This is a genomic window from Mesorhizobium sp. M7A.F.Ca.CA.001.10.2.1, assembly GCF_003998575.1.
In the GTDB taxonomy this organism is placed as follows: domain Bacteria; phylum Pseudomonadota; class Alphaproteobacteria; order Rhizobiales; family Rhizobiaceae; genus Mesorhizobium.
The window spans coordinates 1-18641 of the sequence record NZ_RZQY01000042.1; the positions used below are offsets into that span (position 1 = coordinate 1).

The 18641-nt window shown below is 63.0% G+C and carries 16 protein-coding genes; 13 read left to right on the top strand and 3 right to left on the bottom strand.

Features of this window, described 5'->3' with window-relative positions; translation table 11 throughout:
* From xdhB to uraH, 3 genes are all read right to left on the bottom strand, one after another.
* A partial coding sequence (gene xdhB, locus EN964_RS04910; RefSeq protein ID WP_127276207.1) for a xanthine dehydrogenase molybdopterin binding subunit occupies positions 1-1595 on the bottom strand: 1595 nt, incomplete at its 3' end.
* A 208-nt stretch (positions 1596-1803) separates the two neighbouring features.
* Positions 1804-3285 (bottom strand): xanthine dehydrogenase small subunit, encoded by a 1482-nt coding sequence (xdhA, locus tag EN964_RS04920; protein WP_127268650.1) that lies wholly within the window; start codon positions 3283-3285, stop codon positions 1804-1806.
* 3 nt (positions 3286-3288) lie between these two features.
* Entirely contained in the window at positions 3289-3663 is a 375-nt protein-coding gene (gene uraH, locus EN964_RS04925; RefSeq protein WP_127268651.1) for a hydroxyisourate hydrolase, read from the bottom strand.
* Between the two features lie 203 nt (positions 3664-3866).
* Between uraH and puuE the strand changes: the two genes are divergently transcribed.
* The 13 genes from puuE to EN964_RS04990 form a co-directional block, all read left to right on the top strand.
* The gene (puuE, locus tag EN964_RS04930) at positions 3867-5285 is read left to right on the top strand and encodes an allantoinase PuuE (protein WP_127276209.1); all 1419 of its coding nucleotides are present in this window, start codon (positions 3867-3869) and stop codon (positions 5283-5285) included.
* A 10-nt stretch (positions 5286-5295) separates the two neighbouring features.
* A complete protein-coding gene (locus EN964_RS04935) occupies positions 5296-6159 on the top strand; it encodes a bifunctional allantoicase/(S)-ureidoglycine aminohydrolase (RefSeq protein ID WP_127271948.1) in 864 nt (287 codons plus the stop codon).
* On the top strand, positions 6156-6647 hold the full coding sequence (locus tag EN964_RS04940) for an ureidoglycolate lyase (protein ID WP_127271946.1): 492 nt from the start codon (positions 6156-6158) through the stop codon (positions 6645-6647). Before EN964_RS04935 ends, EN964_RS04940 begins: the two co-directional genes overlap by 4 nt.
* Positions 6648-6713: 66 nt before the next feature.
* A complete protein-coding gene (locus EN964_RS04945; protein WP_127269858.1) occupies positions 6714-7307 on the top strand; it encodes a nucleoside deaminase in 594 nt (197 codons plus the stop codon).
* 82 nt (positions 7308-7389) lie between these two features.
* Complete coding sequence (locus EN964_RS04950; protein WP_127269856.1) at positions 7390-9375, top strand: CocE/NonD family hydrolase; 1986 nt, start codon at positions 7390-7392, stop codon at positions 9373-9375.
* 153 nt (positions 9376-9528) lie between these two features.
* Positions 9529-11115, top strand: a complete 1587-nt coding sequence (locus EN964_RS04955; RefSeq protein ID WP_127271943.1) for an ABC transporter substrate-binding protein — start codon at positions 9529-9531, stop codon at positions 11113-11115.
* 15 nt (positions 11116-11130) lie between these two features.
* Positions 11131-12090, top strand: coding sequence for an ABC transporter permease (locus EN964_RS04960; protein WP_127268156.1), 960 nt, complete (start codon positions 11131-11133; stop codon positions 12088-12090).
* A gap of 9 nt (positions 12091-12099) precedes the next feature.
* A complete protein-coding gene (locus EN964_RS04965; protein ID WP_127268157.1) occupies positions 12100-12924 on the top strand; it encodes an ABC transporter permease in 825 nt (274 codons plus the stop codon).
* Complete coding sequence (locus EN964_RS04970; protein WP_127268158.1) at positions 12924-14579, top strand: ABC transporter ATP-binding protein; 1656 nt, start codon at positions 12924-12926, stop codon at positions 14577-14579. Before EN964_RS04965 ends, EN964_RS04970 begins: the two co-directional genes overlap by 1 nt.
* A 182-nt stretch (positions 14580-14761) precedes the next feature.
* On the top strand, positions 14762-16351 hold the full coding sequence (locus EN964_RS04975) for an ABC transporter substrate-binding protein (RefSeq protein ID WP_127268159.1): 1590 nt from the start codon (positions 14762-14764) through the stop codon (positions 16349-16351).
* Positions 16352-16448: 97 nt separating this feature from the next.
* Positions 16449-17288 carry an alkaline phosphatase family protein gene (locus EN964_RS04980; protein WP_127268160.1) on the top strand — a complete coding sequence of 280 codons (840 nt, stop codon included), beginning with the start codon at positions 16449-16451 and terminating at the stop codon, positions 17286-17288.
* A 169-nt stretch (positions 17289-17457) separates the two neighbouring features.
* Positions 17458-18024, top strand: a complete 567-nt coding sequence (locus tag EN964_RS04985) for a sigma-70 family RNA polymerase sigma factor (protein WP_127268161.1) — start codon at positions 17458-17460, stop codon at positions 18022-18024.
* A partial coding sequence (locus tag EN964_RS04990) for an anti-sigma factor (protein WP_127276211.1) occupies positions 18021-18641 on the top strand: 621 nt, incomplete at its 3' end. The genes EN964_RS04985 and EN964_RS04990, both read left to right, overlap by 4 nt.

Genomic DNA, 18641 nt, shown 5'->3' on the forward strand with positions numbered 1-18641 from the left:
GCCGTGGCGGAAGTGTTCGGCACCTTGCCGGTCGTGGTCGCGGTGATCTTGACCTGGTCGAGGTCGATCTGGAACTCTTCCGCCACCACCTGCGCCACCTTGACGTAGAGGCCCTGCCCCATCTCGGTCCCGCCATGGTTCAGATGCACCGAACCGTCGGTGTAGACATGCACCAGCGCGCCGGCCTGGTTGTAGTGGGTGGCGGTGAACGAGATGCCGAACTTGACCGGTGTCAGCGCCAGGCCGCGCTTGATGAAACGGCTGTTGGCGTTGAAGGCCGATATCTCACGCCGCCGCCGCGCATAGCTGGCGCTTTCCTCCAACTCGGCGACGATGCGCTGGATGATGTTGTCCTCGACCGTCTGGTGGTAGGGCGTGATGTTGCGGCCCCTCTCGCTATCACCACTGGTGCCGTAGAAATTCTTTTTGCGGATTTCGAGTGGATCCTTGCCGACGGCAAAGGCCACCTCGTCGATGACGCGCTCGGCGCCGACCATGCCTTGCGGGCCACCGAAACCCCGAAACGCGGTGTTCGAGACGGTGTTGGTGTAGAGCGGCGCCGATTGGGCATGCACCGCCGGCCAGAAATAGGTGTTGTCGCAGTGGAACAGCGCGCGATCGGTCACCGGGCCGGAAAGGTCCGACGAAAAACCGCAGCGCGCCGCGAACATGAAATCGACGCCGAGGATATTGCCCTCGTCATCGAAGCCGACCTCGTAGTCGACGAGGAAATCATGACGCTTGCCGGTGGCGATCATGTCGTCGTCGCGGTCGGGCCGGATTTTCACGGCGCGATGGTGTTTCTTCGCGGCGATCGCGGCCAATGCGGCAAACTGGTTGCCCTGCGTCTCCTTGCCGCCGAAGCCGCCGCCCATGCGGCGGATTTCCACCGTGATGGCGTTGCTCGGCACGCCGAGCGCGTGGCTGACCATATGCTGGACTTCGCTCGGATGCTGGGTCGAGGAATAGATGGTGACGTCCTGGTCCTCGCCCGGAATGGCCATGGCGATATGGCCTTCGAGGTAGAAGTGTTCCTGGCCGCCGACGCGCATTTTTCCCTTCAACCGGCGCGGCGCCTGACGGATGGCTGTGGCGGCATCGCCGCGCTTCAGCGTCAGTGGCGGCGTGACGAGTTTGTCCTTCCTAGGATCGAGCGCACCAATGTCGGTGACGAAGGGCAATTCCTTGTATTCGACCTTGGCCAGCCTGGTGGCGCGGCGCGCCTGCTCGCGGGTCTGCGCAATGACGCAGAAGATTGGCTGGCCGTAGAATTGCACCTTGCCGTCGGCCAGCACCGGCTCGTCGTGGCGGCCGGTCGGCGAAATGTCGTTTTCGCCGGGCACGTCACTGGCCGTCAGCACGTCGACAACGCCGGGCGCTGTACGCACCGCCGAGAGATCCATGCTGGCGATCGTGGCATGCGTGGCGCTGGAAAGCCCGAGGCAGCCATGCAGCGTGCCGGCCGGTTCCGGCATGTCGTCGATATAGACGGCGGTGCCACTGACATGCTTGTGGGCGGAGTCATGCCGTTGATCGGTGGCAACGCCGCCGGCGATCTTTTCAGCCTTGAGGTTGGGGGCAGCGTGCTTGTTCATCATGCGCGCCCTTTCCCTTCTCCCCGTTCACGGGGAGAAGGTGGCCCGAAGGGTCGGATGAGGGGCAGCGCCGACGTCGACAGCCTTGCAGACAAAGATCGACGACGGCGCCGCCCCTCATCTGCCTGCCGGCATCTTCTCCCCGTGAACGGGGAGAAGGACGCTACTCGCGACCGTTCGGCTGTTTGTTCACTGGCATTGGTGCTCATCATGCCGCCTCGTTGCGTGACACTTGGAATGGTGCCCGGGTATCCGTGGTCTCGGCAAAGAAGCGCAACAGCAGGTTTTTCGCCGCCAGTGCGCGATATTCGGCCGAGGCCCGCATATCGGTCAGCGGAGTGAAATCCCTGGCATATTCGGCCATCGCCGCTTCAACTGCCTGTTCGGTCCACGGCTTGCCGAGCAGCGCTTTTTCGACAGAGGACGCCCGCTTCGGCGTCGCCGCCATGCCGCCATAGGCGATGCGCACCTCCGCCACCGTGCCGTCTTTAGCCAGCGTCAGGAAAAAGGCGCCGAGGGCTGCGGTAATGTCTTCGTCGCGGCGCTTGGTGATTTTGTGGACGGCGAATTTCGTGCCCCTGGCCGGAACCGGAACGTGCACGGCCTCGACGAATTCGCCCGGTTGCCGGTCCTGTTTGCCATAGGCAATGAAGAAGGTTTCCAGCGGAATCGAGCGCCGCTTCTTGCCCTTGCGCAGGGTGAGACTTGCGCCAAGCGCGATCAAGGGCGGCGGCGTGTCGCCGATCGGCGAGCCGTTGGCGATGTTGCCGCCGATGGTGCCCATGTTGCGCACCTGTTCGCCGCCGATGCGATCGAACAACGGCCCCAGCGCCGGGATACGCTTCGCCAATGTAGCGAAGGCGTCAGTGTAGGTGACGCCGGCGCCGATCGAAATGACGCCCTTGTCTTCCGAGATGGTGCAAAGTCCGTCGAGATTGCCTATGAAAATGGCCGGCGAAATATCGCGCATATGCTTGGTCACCCATAGGCCGACATCAGTCGAGCCGGCAACGATGGTGGCGCCGGGTTCCTTGTCCAGCACGGCGGCGAAATCATCGACGTTGGCCGGCACGACCAGCCGCGCCTTGGCCGAACCGATCTCGACCCGGGCGCCGTCATGCAGGGCCTCGAGCCTCTCGGTGATCGCCTTGCGCTCTGCGGCCAGCGGATCCTCCGCCGCCTTACCGTAGCTGGAGATGGCATGCGCGGCGCGGATGATCGCCTCGTAGCCGGTGCAGCGGCAGAGATTGCCTTGCAAGGCCTTTTCGATATCCGCGTTCGACGGATTCGATGACTTCATCCACAGGCCATAGAGCGACATGACGAAGCCCGGCGTGCAGAAGCCGCATTGCGAGCCGTGGAAATCGACCATCGCCTGCTGCACCGGATGCAGTTGGCCTGATACGCCGCGCAGATGCTCGACGGTCACGACGTGTGTGCCGTCGAGCGAGCCGAGGAAGCGGATGCAGGCATTGACGCTTTCATAGACCAGCCCGTCCGCCGAGAGCTTGCCGACCAACACGGTGCAGGCGCCGCAATCGCCCTCGGCGCAGCCTTCCTTGGTGCCGCGCAGCGAACGGTCGAGCCGCAGCCAGTCGAGCAGGGTCGCGTCTGACGCCACCGACGAAAGCGCGACGTCCCTGCCGTTGAGGATGAAGCGGATTTCTTTGCGGATGCTGATTTTGGCCATGCCTCAGCTCCCCCTGTATGTCGAGTAGCCGTAGGGCGAGACCAGCAGTGGCACATGATAGTGCACGGGCTCGGCCATGCCGAAGCGGATTGGTACTACATCGAGAAAGGCGGGTTTCGGCAGGCTCAACCCCTGCTGACGCAAATAGTCGCCGGCGGCGAAGACCAGTTCGTATTCGCCGGTGCGGAACTCCGCGCCGGCGAGCAGCGGCTTGTCGCAACGGCCGTCGGCATTGGTGACAACGGTCTTCAGATGTGTCCGCGCCTTGCCGTCGAGGTGATAAAGCGCGATCGACAGTCCCGCCGCCGGCTTGCCGGTCGCCGTGTCGAGGACATGGGTCGTCAGACGCCCGCCATCGGCATTCGACGTTTCTGCCATTGGCCGCCTCCCATTTCCGGTACGAGCGAATTGGCCCGGTACGATCAAGTATCAACAGTGAATTGTGCGCCAATTAAAGGCGATGCATAAGTCCCGGTCGAGCGGAGTGCGACAAAAACACTTTCAAAAATTTTCGGGGGAATGCGAGAGGCACCCTTTCGATATCCTGATCATACTTCGGGCCATGCCCGGCGGGAGGGACGATGCGTTACAGCAGAGACATGCGCGGCTACGGAGCCAATCCGCCGGACCCGAAATGGCCTGGCGGCGCACATGTCGCCGTGCAGTTCGTCGTCAACTACGAGGAAGGCGGCGAGAACTGCGTCCTGCATGGCGACAAGGCGTCTGAAGCCTTCCTGTCGGAAATCGTCGGCGCGGCACCCTGGATGGGCCAGCGTCACTGGAACATGGAATCCATCTACGAATACGGTGCCCGCGCCGGCTTTTGGCGGCTGCTGCGGCTGTTCACCGAGTCGCAAGTGCCGATCACCTGCTACGGCGTCGCCACCGCACTCGCCCGTTCGCCGGATCAGGTGGCGGCCATGCAGGAAGCCGACTGGGAGATCGCCTCGCACGGGCTGAGATGGATCGACTACCGCGACCACAGCGCCGAAGATGAGCGCCGCGACCTCGAGGCGGCGATCAAGCTGCACTACGAAGTGACCGGCGCGCGCCCGACCGGCTGGTATACGGGTCGCACATCGATCAACACAGTGCGGATTGTGGCGGAAGAAGGTGGTTTCGACTATGTGTCGGACACCTATGACGACGAGCTGCCCTACTGGTTCGAGCATGAGGGCGGCGCGCAGCTCATCATCCCCTATACGCTCGACGCCAACGACATGCGCTTCGCCACGCCGCAGGGCTTCAACTCGGGCGACCAGTTCTTTGCTTATTTGAAGGACAGCTTCGACACGCTCTATGCCGAGGGCAAGGCCGGCCGGCCACGCATGATGAACATCGGTCTGCATTGCCGCCTCGTCGGGCGGCCGGGGCGGGTGGCGGCGCTGAAGCGCTTCGTCGACTATGTGAAGTCGCACGACAAGGTCTGGCTGGCGCGGCGCATCGACATCGCCAAGCACTGGCAAGAGGTCAATCCTTATCAACCGGCGGCGCTCAGCCCATCGAAGATGGAATTCGAGACCTTCGTTCATACCTTCGGCGGCGTGTTCGAGCATTCGCCCTGGATCGCCGAACGCGCCTACGAATTGGAACTGGGCCCGGCGCATGACACTTCAGGCGGCCTGCACAACGCGCTTTGCCGTGTCTTCCGGTCCGCCAGCGAGACCGAGCGGCTTTCGGTGCTCAACGCCCATCCCGACCTTGCCGGCAAGCTGGCCAAGGCCAAACGGCTGACGGCGGAATCGACCAGGGAACAGGCCTCGGCCGGCCTCGACGCGCTGACCGACAAGGAGCGCGAACTGCTCTCCAAGCTGAACGCCGCCTACGTCACCACCTTCGGCTTTCCCTTCATCATCGCGGTGAAGGGCAAGACGAGGCAAGAAATCCTGGCGGAGTTCGAGGCGCGCATCGGCAACAGCCGCGGCGTCGAATTCGAGACCGCCTGCAAACAGGTCGAGCGCATCGCACTGCTCCGCCTCAAGGACATGCTTCCGCAATAGGTTTGAACCCATGGATACGATCAGAATGCCCGAGCGAACCTATTACGCACCACATGGCGGCCACCCCGGCCAGAGCGAGCTTCTGACCGGCCGCGCCGTCTTCACCGAGGCCTATGCCGTCATTCCTCGGGGTGTGATGCAGGACATCGTGACCAGTGCGTTGCCGTTCTGGGACGAGACCCGCGTCTGGATCTTGTCGCGACCACTGTCCGGTTTTGCCGAGACGTTCTCGCAATACATTGTCGAGGTCGCGCCCGGCGGCGGCAGCGACCGGCCGGAACCCGATGCCGGCGCCGAAGGCGCGCTGTTCGTGGTCGAAGGCGAACTGACGGTTCTGCTGGCCGGCAAGAAGCATGTCTTGCGGCCCGGCGGCTTTGCCTTCCTGCCGCCTGCCAGCGGCTGGACGGTCCGCAACGAAAGCAAGGCCGACGTGCGCTTCCACTGGATTCGCAAGGCTTACGAGGCGGTCGACGGTCTCGATGCGCCGGAGGCCTTCTTCGCCAACGAACAGGAGATCGCGCCGACGCCGATGCCCGGCACCGAGGGCCGCTGGGCGACGACGCGTTTCGTCGATCCAGCCGATTTGCGCCACGACATGCACATGACCATCGTCACGCTTGAACCGGGTGCGGTCATTCCCTTCGCCGAGACCCATGTCATGGAGCACGGGCTCTATGTGCTGGAAGGCAAGGCGGTCTATCGCCTCAATCAGGACTGGGTCGAGGTTGAGGCCGGCGACTATATGTGGCTGCGCGCCTTCTGTCCGCAGGCCTGCTATGCCGGCGGCCCGGGCAAATTCCGTTATCTGCTCTACAAGGACGTGAACCGGCACGCCAAGCTCGGCGGCGTCGGTGTCCCTGGGCGGACGCCGTGACGCGGATCATTGCGCGGCCACTGACCCGCGAGAGCTTTGCTCCGTTCGGCGACGTCATCGACATGGGCGGCGACAACCACTACCCGATCAATGGCGGCCGCGCGGAACGCTATCACGATCTGGCGACCGCCGAGGCGACCGGACCGAATGCCCGCGTGCTGATCTCGATGGTGCGCGGCACGCCTTACGAACTGCCGCTGAAGCTGAGCATGGTCGAGCGCCACCCCTTCGGCAGCCAGGCCTTCATCCCGCTGTCGCCGCGTCCATTCCTGGTCGTCGTCTGCCATGACGGCGAGCAAGGGCCTGATGAGCCGCATGCCTTCATCACCGCACCCGGCCAAGGCATCAATTACCGGCGCAATCTCTGGCATGGCGTGCTGACGCCGCTCGGCGAGCCTCAGGATTTCCTGATCGTCGACCGTGGCGGCGACGGCTCCAATCTCGAAGAGTTCCATTTCTCGCACGCCTACGAGATCCATCTCCCTTAATTTTTTGTGCGTGTCGTTACCCCAAACCCGGGGCACTTTGGGCGACATGCGGCAGGAGACCCCCTGATGACGGATATTTCGCTGATCGACCGCCTGCTCGACGTTATCGAGCACGACATCGTGCCGAAGACGGCCGACGGCGTCACCCATGGCAACAAGCTGTTCGGCGCCGCGATCCTGCGCAAGGACGACCGGTCGCTGGTGCTGGCCGAAACCAACAACGAGATGGAAAACCCGCTCTGGCACGGCGAGGTGCACTGCCTGAAGCGCTTCTACGAAATGCCCAGGGCTGAACGCGTCGATACGAAAGACGCCATCTTCATCGCCACGCACGAACCCTGCTCGCTCTGCCTGTCGGCTATCACCTGGACCGGCTTCGACAATTTCTACTATCTGTTCAGCCACGAGGATTCGCGCGACAGCTTTGCCATCCCGCACGACCTGAAAATCCTGAAAGAGGTCTTCACCCTCGATCCCGGCGGCTACAATGCCGAGAATGCCTACTGGAAGAGCTTTTCCATACGTCGGTTGGTGCGAACTTTGCCCGAAGCCGAGCGGCAACGGCTGGAAACACGTATCGGCGCGATTTCGGCGCGCTACGATGAGTTGTCCGGCGTCTATCAGGCGAATAAGGACGATAACGACATTCCGCTGAATTGACGCGGATTGACCAGCCGAATTCGTTGGCTGGCCCACGACGCGACCCCACCGGCTCCATCATCTGGCGATCCTGGAGCATGCCATGAAAACAGTCACCGAATTTTCCCGCAAGGTCGTCGAATTCCCGGACATGGGGATCGTCATGCCGGACGGCTGCCGGCTCTCGGCGCGGGTGTGGATGCCGGAGGATGCGGGCGACGATCCGGTGCCGGCGATCCTCGAACACCTGCCCTACCGCAAGCGCGACGGCACCATCTTTCGCGATCAGCTGACGCATCCCTATTTCGCCGGCCACGGCTATGCCTCGATCCGCGTCGACATGCGCGGCAATGGCGATTCCGAAGGGCTGATGGACGACGAGTATTCCGAGCAGGAATTGCAGGACGCCTGCGACGTCATCGCCTGGGCGGCAAGCCAGCCCTGGTGCAACGGCAATGTCGGCATGATGGGCATTTCCTGGGGCGGCTTCAACTGCCTGCAGGTGGCGGCCAAGCAGCCGCCGGCGCTGAAAGCCGTGATCAGCCTATGCTCGACCGTCGACCGCTATGCCGACGACATCCACTACAAGGGCGGCTGCCTGCTGATCGAGAACTTCGGCTGGGCTTCGACCATGCTGTCCTACTCGTCGCGGCCACCGGACCCGCTGCTGGCCGGCGACAACAGATGGCGCGATCTGTGGCTGACCCGGCTGGAGAACCAATCCTTCCTGGCGCCGCTGTGGCTGAAACACCAGCACCGTGATGCCTACTGGAAGCGCGGCTCGATCTGCGAGGATTTCTCCGCCGTCAAAGCCGCGGTGCTGTCGATCGGCGGCTGGCATGACGGCTACCGCAACACGGTCTCGCATCTGGCCAGCAACATCGAAGCCCCGGTCAAGGGCATTATCGGGCCATGGATCCACAAATACCCGCACTACGCAGGACCAAAACCCGCCATCGGCTTCCTGCAGGAGGCTCTGCGCTGGTGGGACCGCTGGCTGAAGGGTGTCGACACCGGTGTCGAGTCCGACCCGGCCTACCGCGCCTATGTCATGGACAGCGTGCGCCCAGCGCGCTGGCACCCCGAGCGGCCTGGCCGCTGGGTGGCGGAGCAGGAATGGCCATCGTCCAACATCAAGACACAAACGGTCGATCTGATCCCGTCAACGGAAAAACCCTCCATCGTTGCCTCGCCGCAAAGCTGCGGCCTGGCCGGTGGCGAGTATTTTCCCTTCACCTTCGGCCCCGAACTGCCGGGCGATCAGCGCCCCGACGATGCGCTGTCGGTGTGTTTCGACCAGTCGGAACTCAGTCAGGCCATCGACATCGTCGGCGCTCCGGAAGTCGAGGTGCGGCTGTCCTCCGACCGTCCGCAGGCCAACATCGCGATCCGGCTCTGTGACGTGCATCCCGACGGCGCCTCGGAACTGATTTCCTATGGCGTGCTCAATCTGACGCATCGCAATTCGCATGAATTTCCCGAGGCGCTGGTGCCGGGCGAAACCGTGTTCGCGCGCGTCGTGCTCGATCAATGCGGCTATCGCGTTCCGCCCGGCCACCACCTGCGTGTTGCCGTTTCAAACGCCTATTGGCCTGCCATCTGGCCGTCGCCGGAGCCGGTCCGGCTGACCTTGTCGGCGGCGACGCTCCGCTTGCCGCTGCGGCCGCTGGCGACAGACGACGAAGCGGCGTTCGCCGAGCCGGAAGGTGCCACTCCCTGGGCAACGGAGACGATCCGCGCCAGCAATTCCGAGCGCCATATCGATCGTGACGAAAAGACCGGAATCGTGACGCTTTCCATCGATGATGATTTCGGCGAGGTGCGCGATCTCGCTCATGGCCTGGCCAATGGCAGCATCGCCCGCGAGACCTGGACGATCCACCCCGACGATCCGCTCTCGGCCTCGGGGAAGACGCACTGGACGCAGACCCTGTCGCGAAACGGATGGTCGGTACGCACCGAAACGACAGCCGAAATGCGATCGGACGCGCAAAACTTCATCGTCAGCGCCAGAATCGAGGCCTATGAGGACGAAACCCTCGTCTTCGAGCGCAATTTCGAAGAGAAGGTGCGGCGCGCGCTTCTTTGAGCGCCGATTCATTGGTCCAATTGCGACGTACGATTTACGCCACGGCATGTCGCATTCGGTCTTGCTTACCGCTTTCCCTTGCGGTCATTATTCTCCTCACAAGAAACAAGAAAAACGACCGCAGAGTCGAACCAACAGAGTGAGGAACTCAAAATGTCGAACGAACTGGAATTTCTTAGCCGGCGTGTCGCGTCGGGCAAACTGAGCCGTCGTGATTTTCTCGGCCGGGCGGCGGCGCTCGGTATCTCCGCGCCCTTCGCCAACTCGCTGCTTTCAAGCGCTGCACGCGCGGCGGGTCCGGTCAAGGGCGGCACACTGAAGGCCGGCCTAGTCGGCGGTGAATCCACCAACAGCCTCGACCCGGCGCTGTTCATGACTCAGGTGCCGTTCGCCTTCGGCAAGATGTGGGGCGAATTGATTGTCGAGCTTTCGCCCGAAGGCAAGCTCGAGAATCGTATCGCCGAGGAGATCGGCTCGTCGGACGACGCCAAGGTGTGGACGCTGAAGATCCGCGACGGCGTCGAATTCCACAACGGCAAGACGGTGACCGCCGAGGACGTGGCCGCCACACTTGAGCGCCATTCCGACGAGAAGTCGAAATCCGGCGCGCTCGGCTATATGAAGGGCATCGAAACCATCAAGGCCAGCGGCAAGGAAGTCGTGCTGACCCTGAAGGAAGCCAATGCCGACCTGCCCTATTTGCTCAGCGACTATCACCTGATCGTCCAACCGAATGGCGGCAAGGACAAGGCCGACGCAGGCATCTCGGCCGGTCCTTACAAGGTTACGACCAATGAGCCCGGCGTGCGCCATGGCGGCGAGCGTTTCGCCAATTACTGGCAGGGCGACAAGATGGGCCACGCCGACCAGATCGAGATCATCGTCATCAACGATGCGACGGCGCGCACCGCCGCCCTGCAAGGCGGCCAGGTCAACATGATCAACCGCGTCGAGCCGAAGATCGTCGACCTGATCAAGCGCCTGCCCGGCGTCACCATCCGCAACCATGCGGGTCCCGGCCACTATGTCTTCATCGCGCATTGCAACACCGCACCCTTCGACAACAACGATCTGCGCATGGCGCTCAAGCTGGCCATCGACCGCGAAGAAATGCTCGACAAGATCCTGCGTGGCTACGGTTCGATCGGCAACGACTTCCCGATCAATGCGTCCTATCCGCTGTTTACCGAGATCGAGCAGCGCAAATACGATCCCGACAAGGCCAAGTTCCACTTCAAGAAGTCGGGCCATGATGGCGCCGTGCTGCTACGGACTTCCGACGTCGCCTTCCCCGGCGCCGTGGATGCCGCGCAACTCTATCAGCAGAGCGCGGCCAAGGCCGGCATCAAGTTGGAGATCAAACGCGAACCGGGCGACGGCTACTGGTCGGAAGTCTGGAACAAGCAGCCCTTCTGCGCCTCCTACTGGGGCGGCCGCTCGACGCAGGACCAGATGTACTCGACCGCCTATCTGTCGACGGCGGACTGGAACGACACGCGTTTCAAGCGTCCGGATTTCGACAAGATGGTGCTGGCGGCCCGGGCCGAACTTGACGAGACCAAGCGCAAGGCGATGTACCACGACATGGCTGTCATGGTCCGCGACGAAGGCGGTCTGATCCTGCCGATGTTCAACCAGTTCATCGACGCGACCGGTGCCAAGGTCGATGGCTGGGTCGACGATCCACATCAGGAACTGATGAACGGTTACGCCTTGGCGAAGTGCTGGCTGCAGGCCTGAGCCGGCTTTGCGGATATGTCTTCACCCATCCTGAAACTGATTGCCCAGCGCATCGCGCTGGGCATTCTCCTCTTGTTGGCCGTTTCGGTCCTGATTTTCGCCGGCACGCAGATCCTGCCCGGCGATGTCGCGCAAGCCATTCTTGGGCAATCGGCGACACCGGAGTCGCTCGCCAATTTGCGCGAGCAGCTCGGCCTCAACGATCCGGCCTATATCAGGTATTTCCGTTGGCTCGGCGGGGTGGTGACAGGCGACCTGGGTACCGCCATGTCGAGCGGCCAGGATATCGCCACGTCGATCAAGGGCCGGCTGTGGAACACGCTGTTCCTCGCCTTCTGGGCAGCGGTCGTCGCGGTGCCGCTAGCGATTATCCTCGGTCTGATCGCGGTGCGCTACCGCAATGGCTGGGTCGACAAGCTGATCTCCGGGCTGGCTCTGGCCTCGACCTCCTTTCCCGAGTTCTTCATCGGCTATGTGCTGGTCTATTTCTTCGCCGTGAAATGGCAAATCTTCCCGGGCATTTCGACTGTCTATGACGGCATGCCTTTTGGCGAGCGCATGCAGGCGATCGCTCTGCCGGCGGCAGCGCTGACGCTGGTCGTGCTCGCCCACATGATGCGCATGACACGCGCGGCGATCCTCAATGTCATGCAGTCGGCCTATGTCGAGACCGCGGAACTGAAGGGCCTGTCGGCCTTCAACGTCATCCGCAAGCACGCCTTCCCCAATGCCATCGCGCCGATCATCAACGTCGTCATGCTCAACCTCGCCTACCTGATCGTCGGCGTCGTCGTGGTCGAGGTGATTTTCGTCTATCCGGGCATGGGGCAGTATCTTGTCGACCACGTCACCAAACGCGACGTGCCGGTGGTGCAGGCGGTCGGCCTGATCTTCGCCGCCGTTTATATCAGCCTGAATATCATTGCGGACATAGCGGCGATCGTCGCCAATCCGCGTCTCAGACATCCGAAATAGGGGGCGGATATGCTCGATATCAAACGCATCCCCCTCCCCGCGCTGATCGGGATCGTGCTGACGGCATTGTTCGTGCTGGCGGCGATCTTCGCCCCCTGGATCGCGCCGCACGGCAATGGCGAAATCGTCGGCGACGTCTGGGAACCGATGTCGGCTGCCCATTTGCTGGGCACCGACAATCTCGGCCGCGATCTTCTGTCTCGCATGATCTACGGCGCCCGCATCACTTTGTTCATCGCGGTGCTGGCCACCGCACTGTCATTCTCGCTCGGCGCCATCCTCGGCTTCTCGGCGGCCGTCTTCGGCGGCTGGTTCGACACGCTGCTGTCGCGCCTCGTCGATCTCTTGATGTCGATCCCGACGCTGATCATGGGTCTCGTCGTGCTGTCAGTGCTGCCGACCAATCTGGTGACGCTGATCCTGGTGATGGGCATTCTGGATTCGACCCGCGTCTATCGCCTGTCGCGCGCGGTCGCCGTCGACATCAACGTCATGGACTATGTCGAGGCGGCGAAACTGCGTGGTGAGGGCAGCGGCTGGATCATCTTCCGCGAGATCCTTCCCAACGCATTGTCGCCGCTGGTTTCGGAACTCGGCCTACGCTTCATCTATGCCGTGCTGTTCCTGTCGACGCTGTCGTTCCTCGGCCTTGGCGTGCAGCCACCGGACGCCGACTGGGGCGGCATGGTCAAGGAAAACAAGGATGGCATCGTCTTCGGCATCGCGGCCGCGCTTATCCCGGCGGCGGCGATCGCCCTGTTGGCGATTTCCGTCAACCTGGTTGCCGACTGGGTGCTCAACCGGACGACCAGCCTCAAGGGAGGACGCGGGTGATGGCCGACACCAAAGCGAAATCAGGCCTGCTGCTCGACATCCGCAACCTACGCATCGAAGCCACCGTCTTCCCGCCCGGCGAGCCGCCAAAGAACATCGTGTTGGTGCACGATGTCTCGCTGACGCTTGAAAAAGGCAAGGTGCTCGGCCTGATCGGCGAGTCCGGCGCCGGCAAGTCGACCATCGGCCTGTCGTCGATGGGCTATGGCCGCGGCGGCGTGCGCATCACCGGCGGCGAGGTGATCCTGAACGGCCGCGACATCCTCAAGGGCGGCAAGGACGGCTTCCGCAAATTACGCGGCCGCGAGGTCTGCTATGTCGCGCAATCGGCGGCAGCCGCCTTCAACCCGGCGCACCGGCTGATGGACCAGGTGGTGGAAGCCACGCTGCTGCACGGTACGGCAACGCGGGCCGAGGCCGAGAAGCGCGCGGTTGCGCTGTTCAAGAAGCTCAGCCTGCCGAACCCTGAAACCATCGGCGAGCGCTTTCCGCACCAGGTTTCGGGTGGCCAGTTGCAGCGCGTGATGACGGCGATGGCGCTGTGCTCCGAGCCGGACCTGATCGTCTTCGACGAGCCGACAACGGCGCTCGACGTGACGACGCAGATCGACGTGCTGGCGGCGATCAAGGATGCCATCCGCGACACCCATGTCGCTGCGCTCTACATCACCCACGACCTTGCCGTCGTCGCCCAGGTCTCAGACGAGATCATGGTGCTGCGCCATGGAAGGCTGGTCGAATGGGGCGGCACAAGGCAGATCATCAAGGAGCCGCGCCAGGAATACACCAATGCGCTGGTCTCGGTGCATGAGATCGAGCATCAGGAGCAGAAACCCGGCACGTCGCCATTCCTGTCGGTGAAGAACGTCACCGCCGCCTATGGCCGCAGCGACATCAAGGTGCTGAAGAACGTCTCGGTCGACATCTATCCGGGTCAGACGCTGGCCGTGGTCGGCGAGTCCGGCTCCGGCAAGTCGACGCTGGCGCGCGCCATCACGGGACTTTTGCCGCCCGAACAGGGCACCGTCACCTTCGACGGACGTCCGCTGGCCAACAGGCTGGCCGACCGGCCGAAGGAGGATTTGCGCCAGTTGCAGATGATCTACCAGATGGCCGACGTGGCGATGAACCCGCGCCAGACCGTCGGCACCATCATCGGCCGGCCGCTCGAATTCTATTTCGGCATACGCGGCCGCGAGCGCGACAGGCGCGTCGCCGAACTGCTCGACAAGATCGAGATGGGCAAGGGCTTTTCCGACCGCTATCCGGCCGAACTTTCCGGCGGCCAGAAACAGCGTGTCTGCATCGCCCGATCGCTTGCCGCCAAGCCGAAGCTGATCATCTGCGACGAGGTGACCTCTGCGCTCGATCCGCTGGTCGCCAACGGCATCCTCAAGCTGCTGCTGGAGTTGCAGAAGGAGGAGAACGTCGCCTATCTGTTCATCACGCACGACCTCGCCACTGTGAAGTCGATCGCCGATTCGATCGCGGTTATGTATCGCGGCGAGGTGGTGCGCTACGGCCCCAAGAGCCAGGTGCTAAGCCCGCCCTTCGACGCCTACACCGACCTGCTGCTCTCCTCGGTTCCAGAGATGGAAATCGGCTGGCTGGAAAAGGCAATCAAGGGACGGCGCATGGCCAGCGCGGGCAACTAAAGCAATTCGGGGAAACTGGAACCGGTTCTCCCAGAAGAAGCGCATGGCGCTTCCCCTGGGAATTGCACCAGACCAAGCCGCCACATGGGGCGCCGGCGACCGTCATCCGGATGCAACACAAGAGCGCCAAACGTCCTTCGGGACGAGCGCTGCTCGCACGACTTTTAAAACAGGGGTAGGACATGAAGACTGAACTCGATTATCTCGCCGAACTCGCCGGTCAAGGCCGGATATCGCGCCGCGCCTTTCTTGGGCGCGCCGCCGCGCTCGGCGTATCGGCGGCCCTGATGCCGGCGCTGGCCGGCAAGGCATTTGCCCAGACGGCGGTGAAGGGCGGTATCATCAAGGCCGGTCTGCAGGGCGGTGAATCCACCAACAGCCTCGATCCGGCGCTGAACCTCAGCCAGGTTACCTTCAGCTTCGGCAAGCTTTGGGGCGAGTATCTCGTGCGCCTCACCCCGGACAACAAGCTGGTCAACCTGATTGCCGAGGAGATTGGCGCCTCGGCCGACGCCAAGACATGGACAATCAAGATCCGCGACGGCATCGAGTTCCACAATGGCAAGACGGTCGGCGCGGAGGATGTTGCTGCCACCATTGAGCGCCATGCGGACGAGAAGTCCAAGTCCGGAGCACTCGGCATCCTCAAGAACATCAAGGGGATCAAGGCGAGCGGCAAGGAGGTCATCGTCACGCTCGGCGACGCCGATGCCGACTTCCCCTATCTGATGGCCGACTACCATCTCACCATCCAGCCGAATGGTGGCAAGGACGATCCGAACGCCGGCATCAGCGCCGGTCCCTATAAGGTTAGCGTCAACCAGCCCGGCGTGCGCCATGGCGGCGAGCGCTTCGCCAATTACTGGCTGGGCGACAAGGCCGGCCATGCCGACCAGGTCGAGATCATCGTCATCAATGACGCGACCGCACGGCTTGCCGCCCTGCAGGGCGGCCAGGTGCACATGATCAACCGCGTCGAGCCGAAGGTCGTCGATCTGGTCAAGCGCATCGCGGGCGTTTCCATCGAGAACGTCTCGGGCAAGGGCTACTACCCGTTCAACATGTTCTGCGACACCGCCCCCTTCGACAGCAACGATCTGCGGATGGCGCTGAAGCTTGCCATGGACCGCGACGAGATGCTGGAAAAGATCCTGCGCGGCTATGGCTCGGTAGGTAACGACTTCCCGATCAACGAGGCCTATCCGCTGTTTTCCGCCGACATCGAGCAGCGCAAGTTCGATCCGGACAAGGCGGCGGCAGCCTATAAGAAATCGGGCCACAGCGGCTCGATCGTGCTGCGCACCTCGGACGTCGCCTTCCCGGGCGCCGTCGATGCCGCACAGCTCTATCAGCAGTCCTGCGCCAAAGCCGGCATCAAGATCGAGATCAAGCGCGAGCCCGGCGACGGCTACTGGTCGGAGGTCTGGAACAAGCAGCCTTTCTCGCTCTCCTACTGGGGCGGACGCGCGACGCAGGACCAGATGTATTCCACCGGCTATGTCTCGACCGCCGACTGGAACGACACGCGCTTCAAGCGGCCGGAATTCGACAAGATGCTGTTTACCGCGCGCGGCGAGCTCGACCAGGCCAAGCGCCAGGCGATCTACCACGATATGGCAGTTATGATGCGTGACGAAGGCGGGCTGATCGTGCCCTTCTTCAACCAGTTCATCGACGCGGCCGCCACCAGCAAGATCGGCGGCTATGCCAAGAGCCCTATCGGCGAAATGATGGACGGCTACGCGCTTGCCGAGTGCTGGCTCAACGCTTGAGCGGACTCTGATCGTCCGATTTCATCAATCAAGAACGCCGTGTGCCCAAGACGGCACACGGCGTCCCGCTTCAACCGCCAACCGCATGGAGCAGCCCATGGCGCTCAAGTCCAAGCTTCTGCTGATCATCCTCGACGGCGTGCCTTACCGGAACTGGCGCCGGCTGATGGGCAATCTCGAAGGCTGGGTGCAATCGGGCGAGGCGCGCGTCTGGAAGATGCGCTCGGTGCTGCCGTCGACCTCGGCCTGCTGCTATGCGTCGATCCACACCGGGGTCTCACCGCAGGTGCACGGGATTCTCTCCAACGAGAACCGGTTCCGCGTCGAGCAGCCCGATATCTTCTCCGAAGTCAGCAAGGCAGGCGGCAAGACGGGGGCGGTGACCCATTCCTACTGGTCGGAATTCTTCCGCGGCTATCCGTTCGACCTGGTCGAGGACATGGAATTCGACGAGCCAAGCGGGCCGATCACGCATGGCCGCTTCCACACCATGACCGGTTACAACCTTCGCAACCAGATGACGCCGAGCGATGTCGACCTGTTCGCGACGCTGACGATGCTGACGAAACGCCATGGCATCGACTACGGCATCCTGCACACCTGCACGCTGGACTCGATGGGACACCGCTTCGGCCACGACTGCCACGAGATGGACCATGCCGTCTATGCGATGGACGGGATGCTGGCCGCCTTCCTGCCGCGCTGGATCGAAGCCGGCTATGAGGTGATTGTCACCGCCGATCACGGCCAGACCGATCGTGGCCATCATGGCGGCCATGACGACGAGATGCAGGATTTCGCGCTGTACTATTTTGGACAAGGTAAGGGTCCGCAGGCCGACACGCTGCTCGACCAGCTGCAGCTGGCGCCGACAGTGCTGAGCCGGCTGGGTGTGGCAATACCGGAGGCGATGAAGGCTAAATCTTTCTTGGGGTGAGCGGGCGCGCAGAACTCTTCCCTTCCCCCCTTGTGGGGGGAAGGGAAGACCCTGCCTCTGGCAACACTTCCTTACTTCGGTTAGCCTCCGCAAAATTCCTTGGCGGAGGATGAACCTTTTTGGACCGATCAGCGACAGAGCAGACAGGAGCCAGGCGGCTCGACCGGCCATGACGGCAGCGACGGAGACCGATCGCGCTCTCGTCGACCGGGTCGCGAAGGGCGACCGTGCCGCCGTGCGGCTCCTGTTCATGCGTCACCACGCGCGGGTCTACCGCTTCGTGGCGCGCCAGACGGGATCGGAAATGATGGCCGACGATATCGCCAACGAAGTCTTCCTCGAGCTATGGCGCCAGGCGCCCGGCTTCGAAGGGCGTTCCGAAGTCTCGACATGGCTGCTCGGCATCGCCCGTTTCAAGGCGCTGTCCTTTCTGCGCAAGAAGAAGGAAGACTGGATCGACGACGAGGCCGCCGCCGCGGTGCCCGACGGCGCCGACACGCCGGAAGTCGTCACCATGAAGGAAGACAAGGCCGCCGCCCTGCGGCGCTTCGTCGACACCTTGCCCGAAGAGCATCGCGTGGTCATCGATCTTGCCTATTATCACGGACAATCGGTGAGCGAGATCGGCGAGGTGCTCGACATTCCGGTCGCCACCGTCAAGACCCGGATGTTCTACGCCCGCAAGAAACTCGGAGAGGCCCTCAAGGCCGCCGGTTACGACAGGGGGTGGCCATGAGCGCCGCTGAAAAGATGTCGCGCCGCGACGAAATGGAAACGCTGCTGCCGTTCTACCTGAACGGCTCGCTGGAAGGTTCCGACCTGGAAGCGGTCGAGGAATGGCTGGCCAGCGATCCGGCCGCACTTGCCGCCCTTGGCGAGGCTGAAGCCGAATTCTCCGGCGCCACGGCCGCCAACGAAGCAATCCGGCCGCCGGCCGATGCGCTCAGCCGCTTTGCCAAGGCACTCGACGCCGAGGCCGGGCCTGCGCGCAAGCCGGCAGGATCGTCCTGGCTGGCGCAGGCCTGGGGCCGCTTCATGGCGGTGCCGGTCGGTGTCGCCTGGGCGGCAGCCGCGGTTCTGCTGGCCCTGGTCATGGTGCAGTCGTTTGTCGAACCCGGCGGCAAGGGCAATGATTTCGAGATTGCCGGCGCGGAAAACGATCCGGCGAAAATGCCGTTCGCGCTGGTCAAGTTCAAGCCGGATGCCAGGATGTCGGACATATCCGCCTTCCTCGGCAGCAACGGCATGAAGATCGTCGGCGGACCGACCGCCGACGGCGTGTTCCGGCTTGGCATCCCGGCTGCCAACGCAGCCGACTACACCAAGCAAATCGGCCTCATTGCCGCCCAGCCC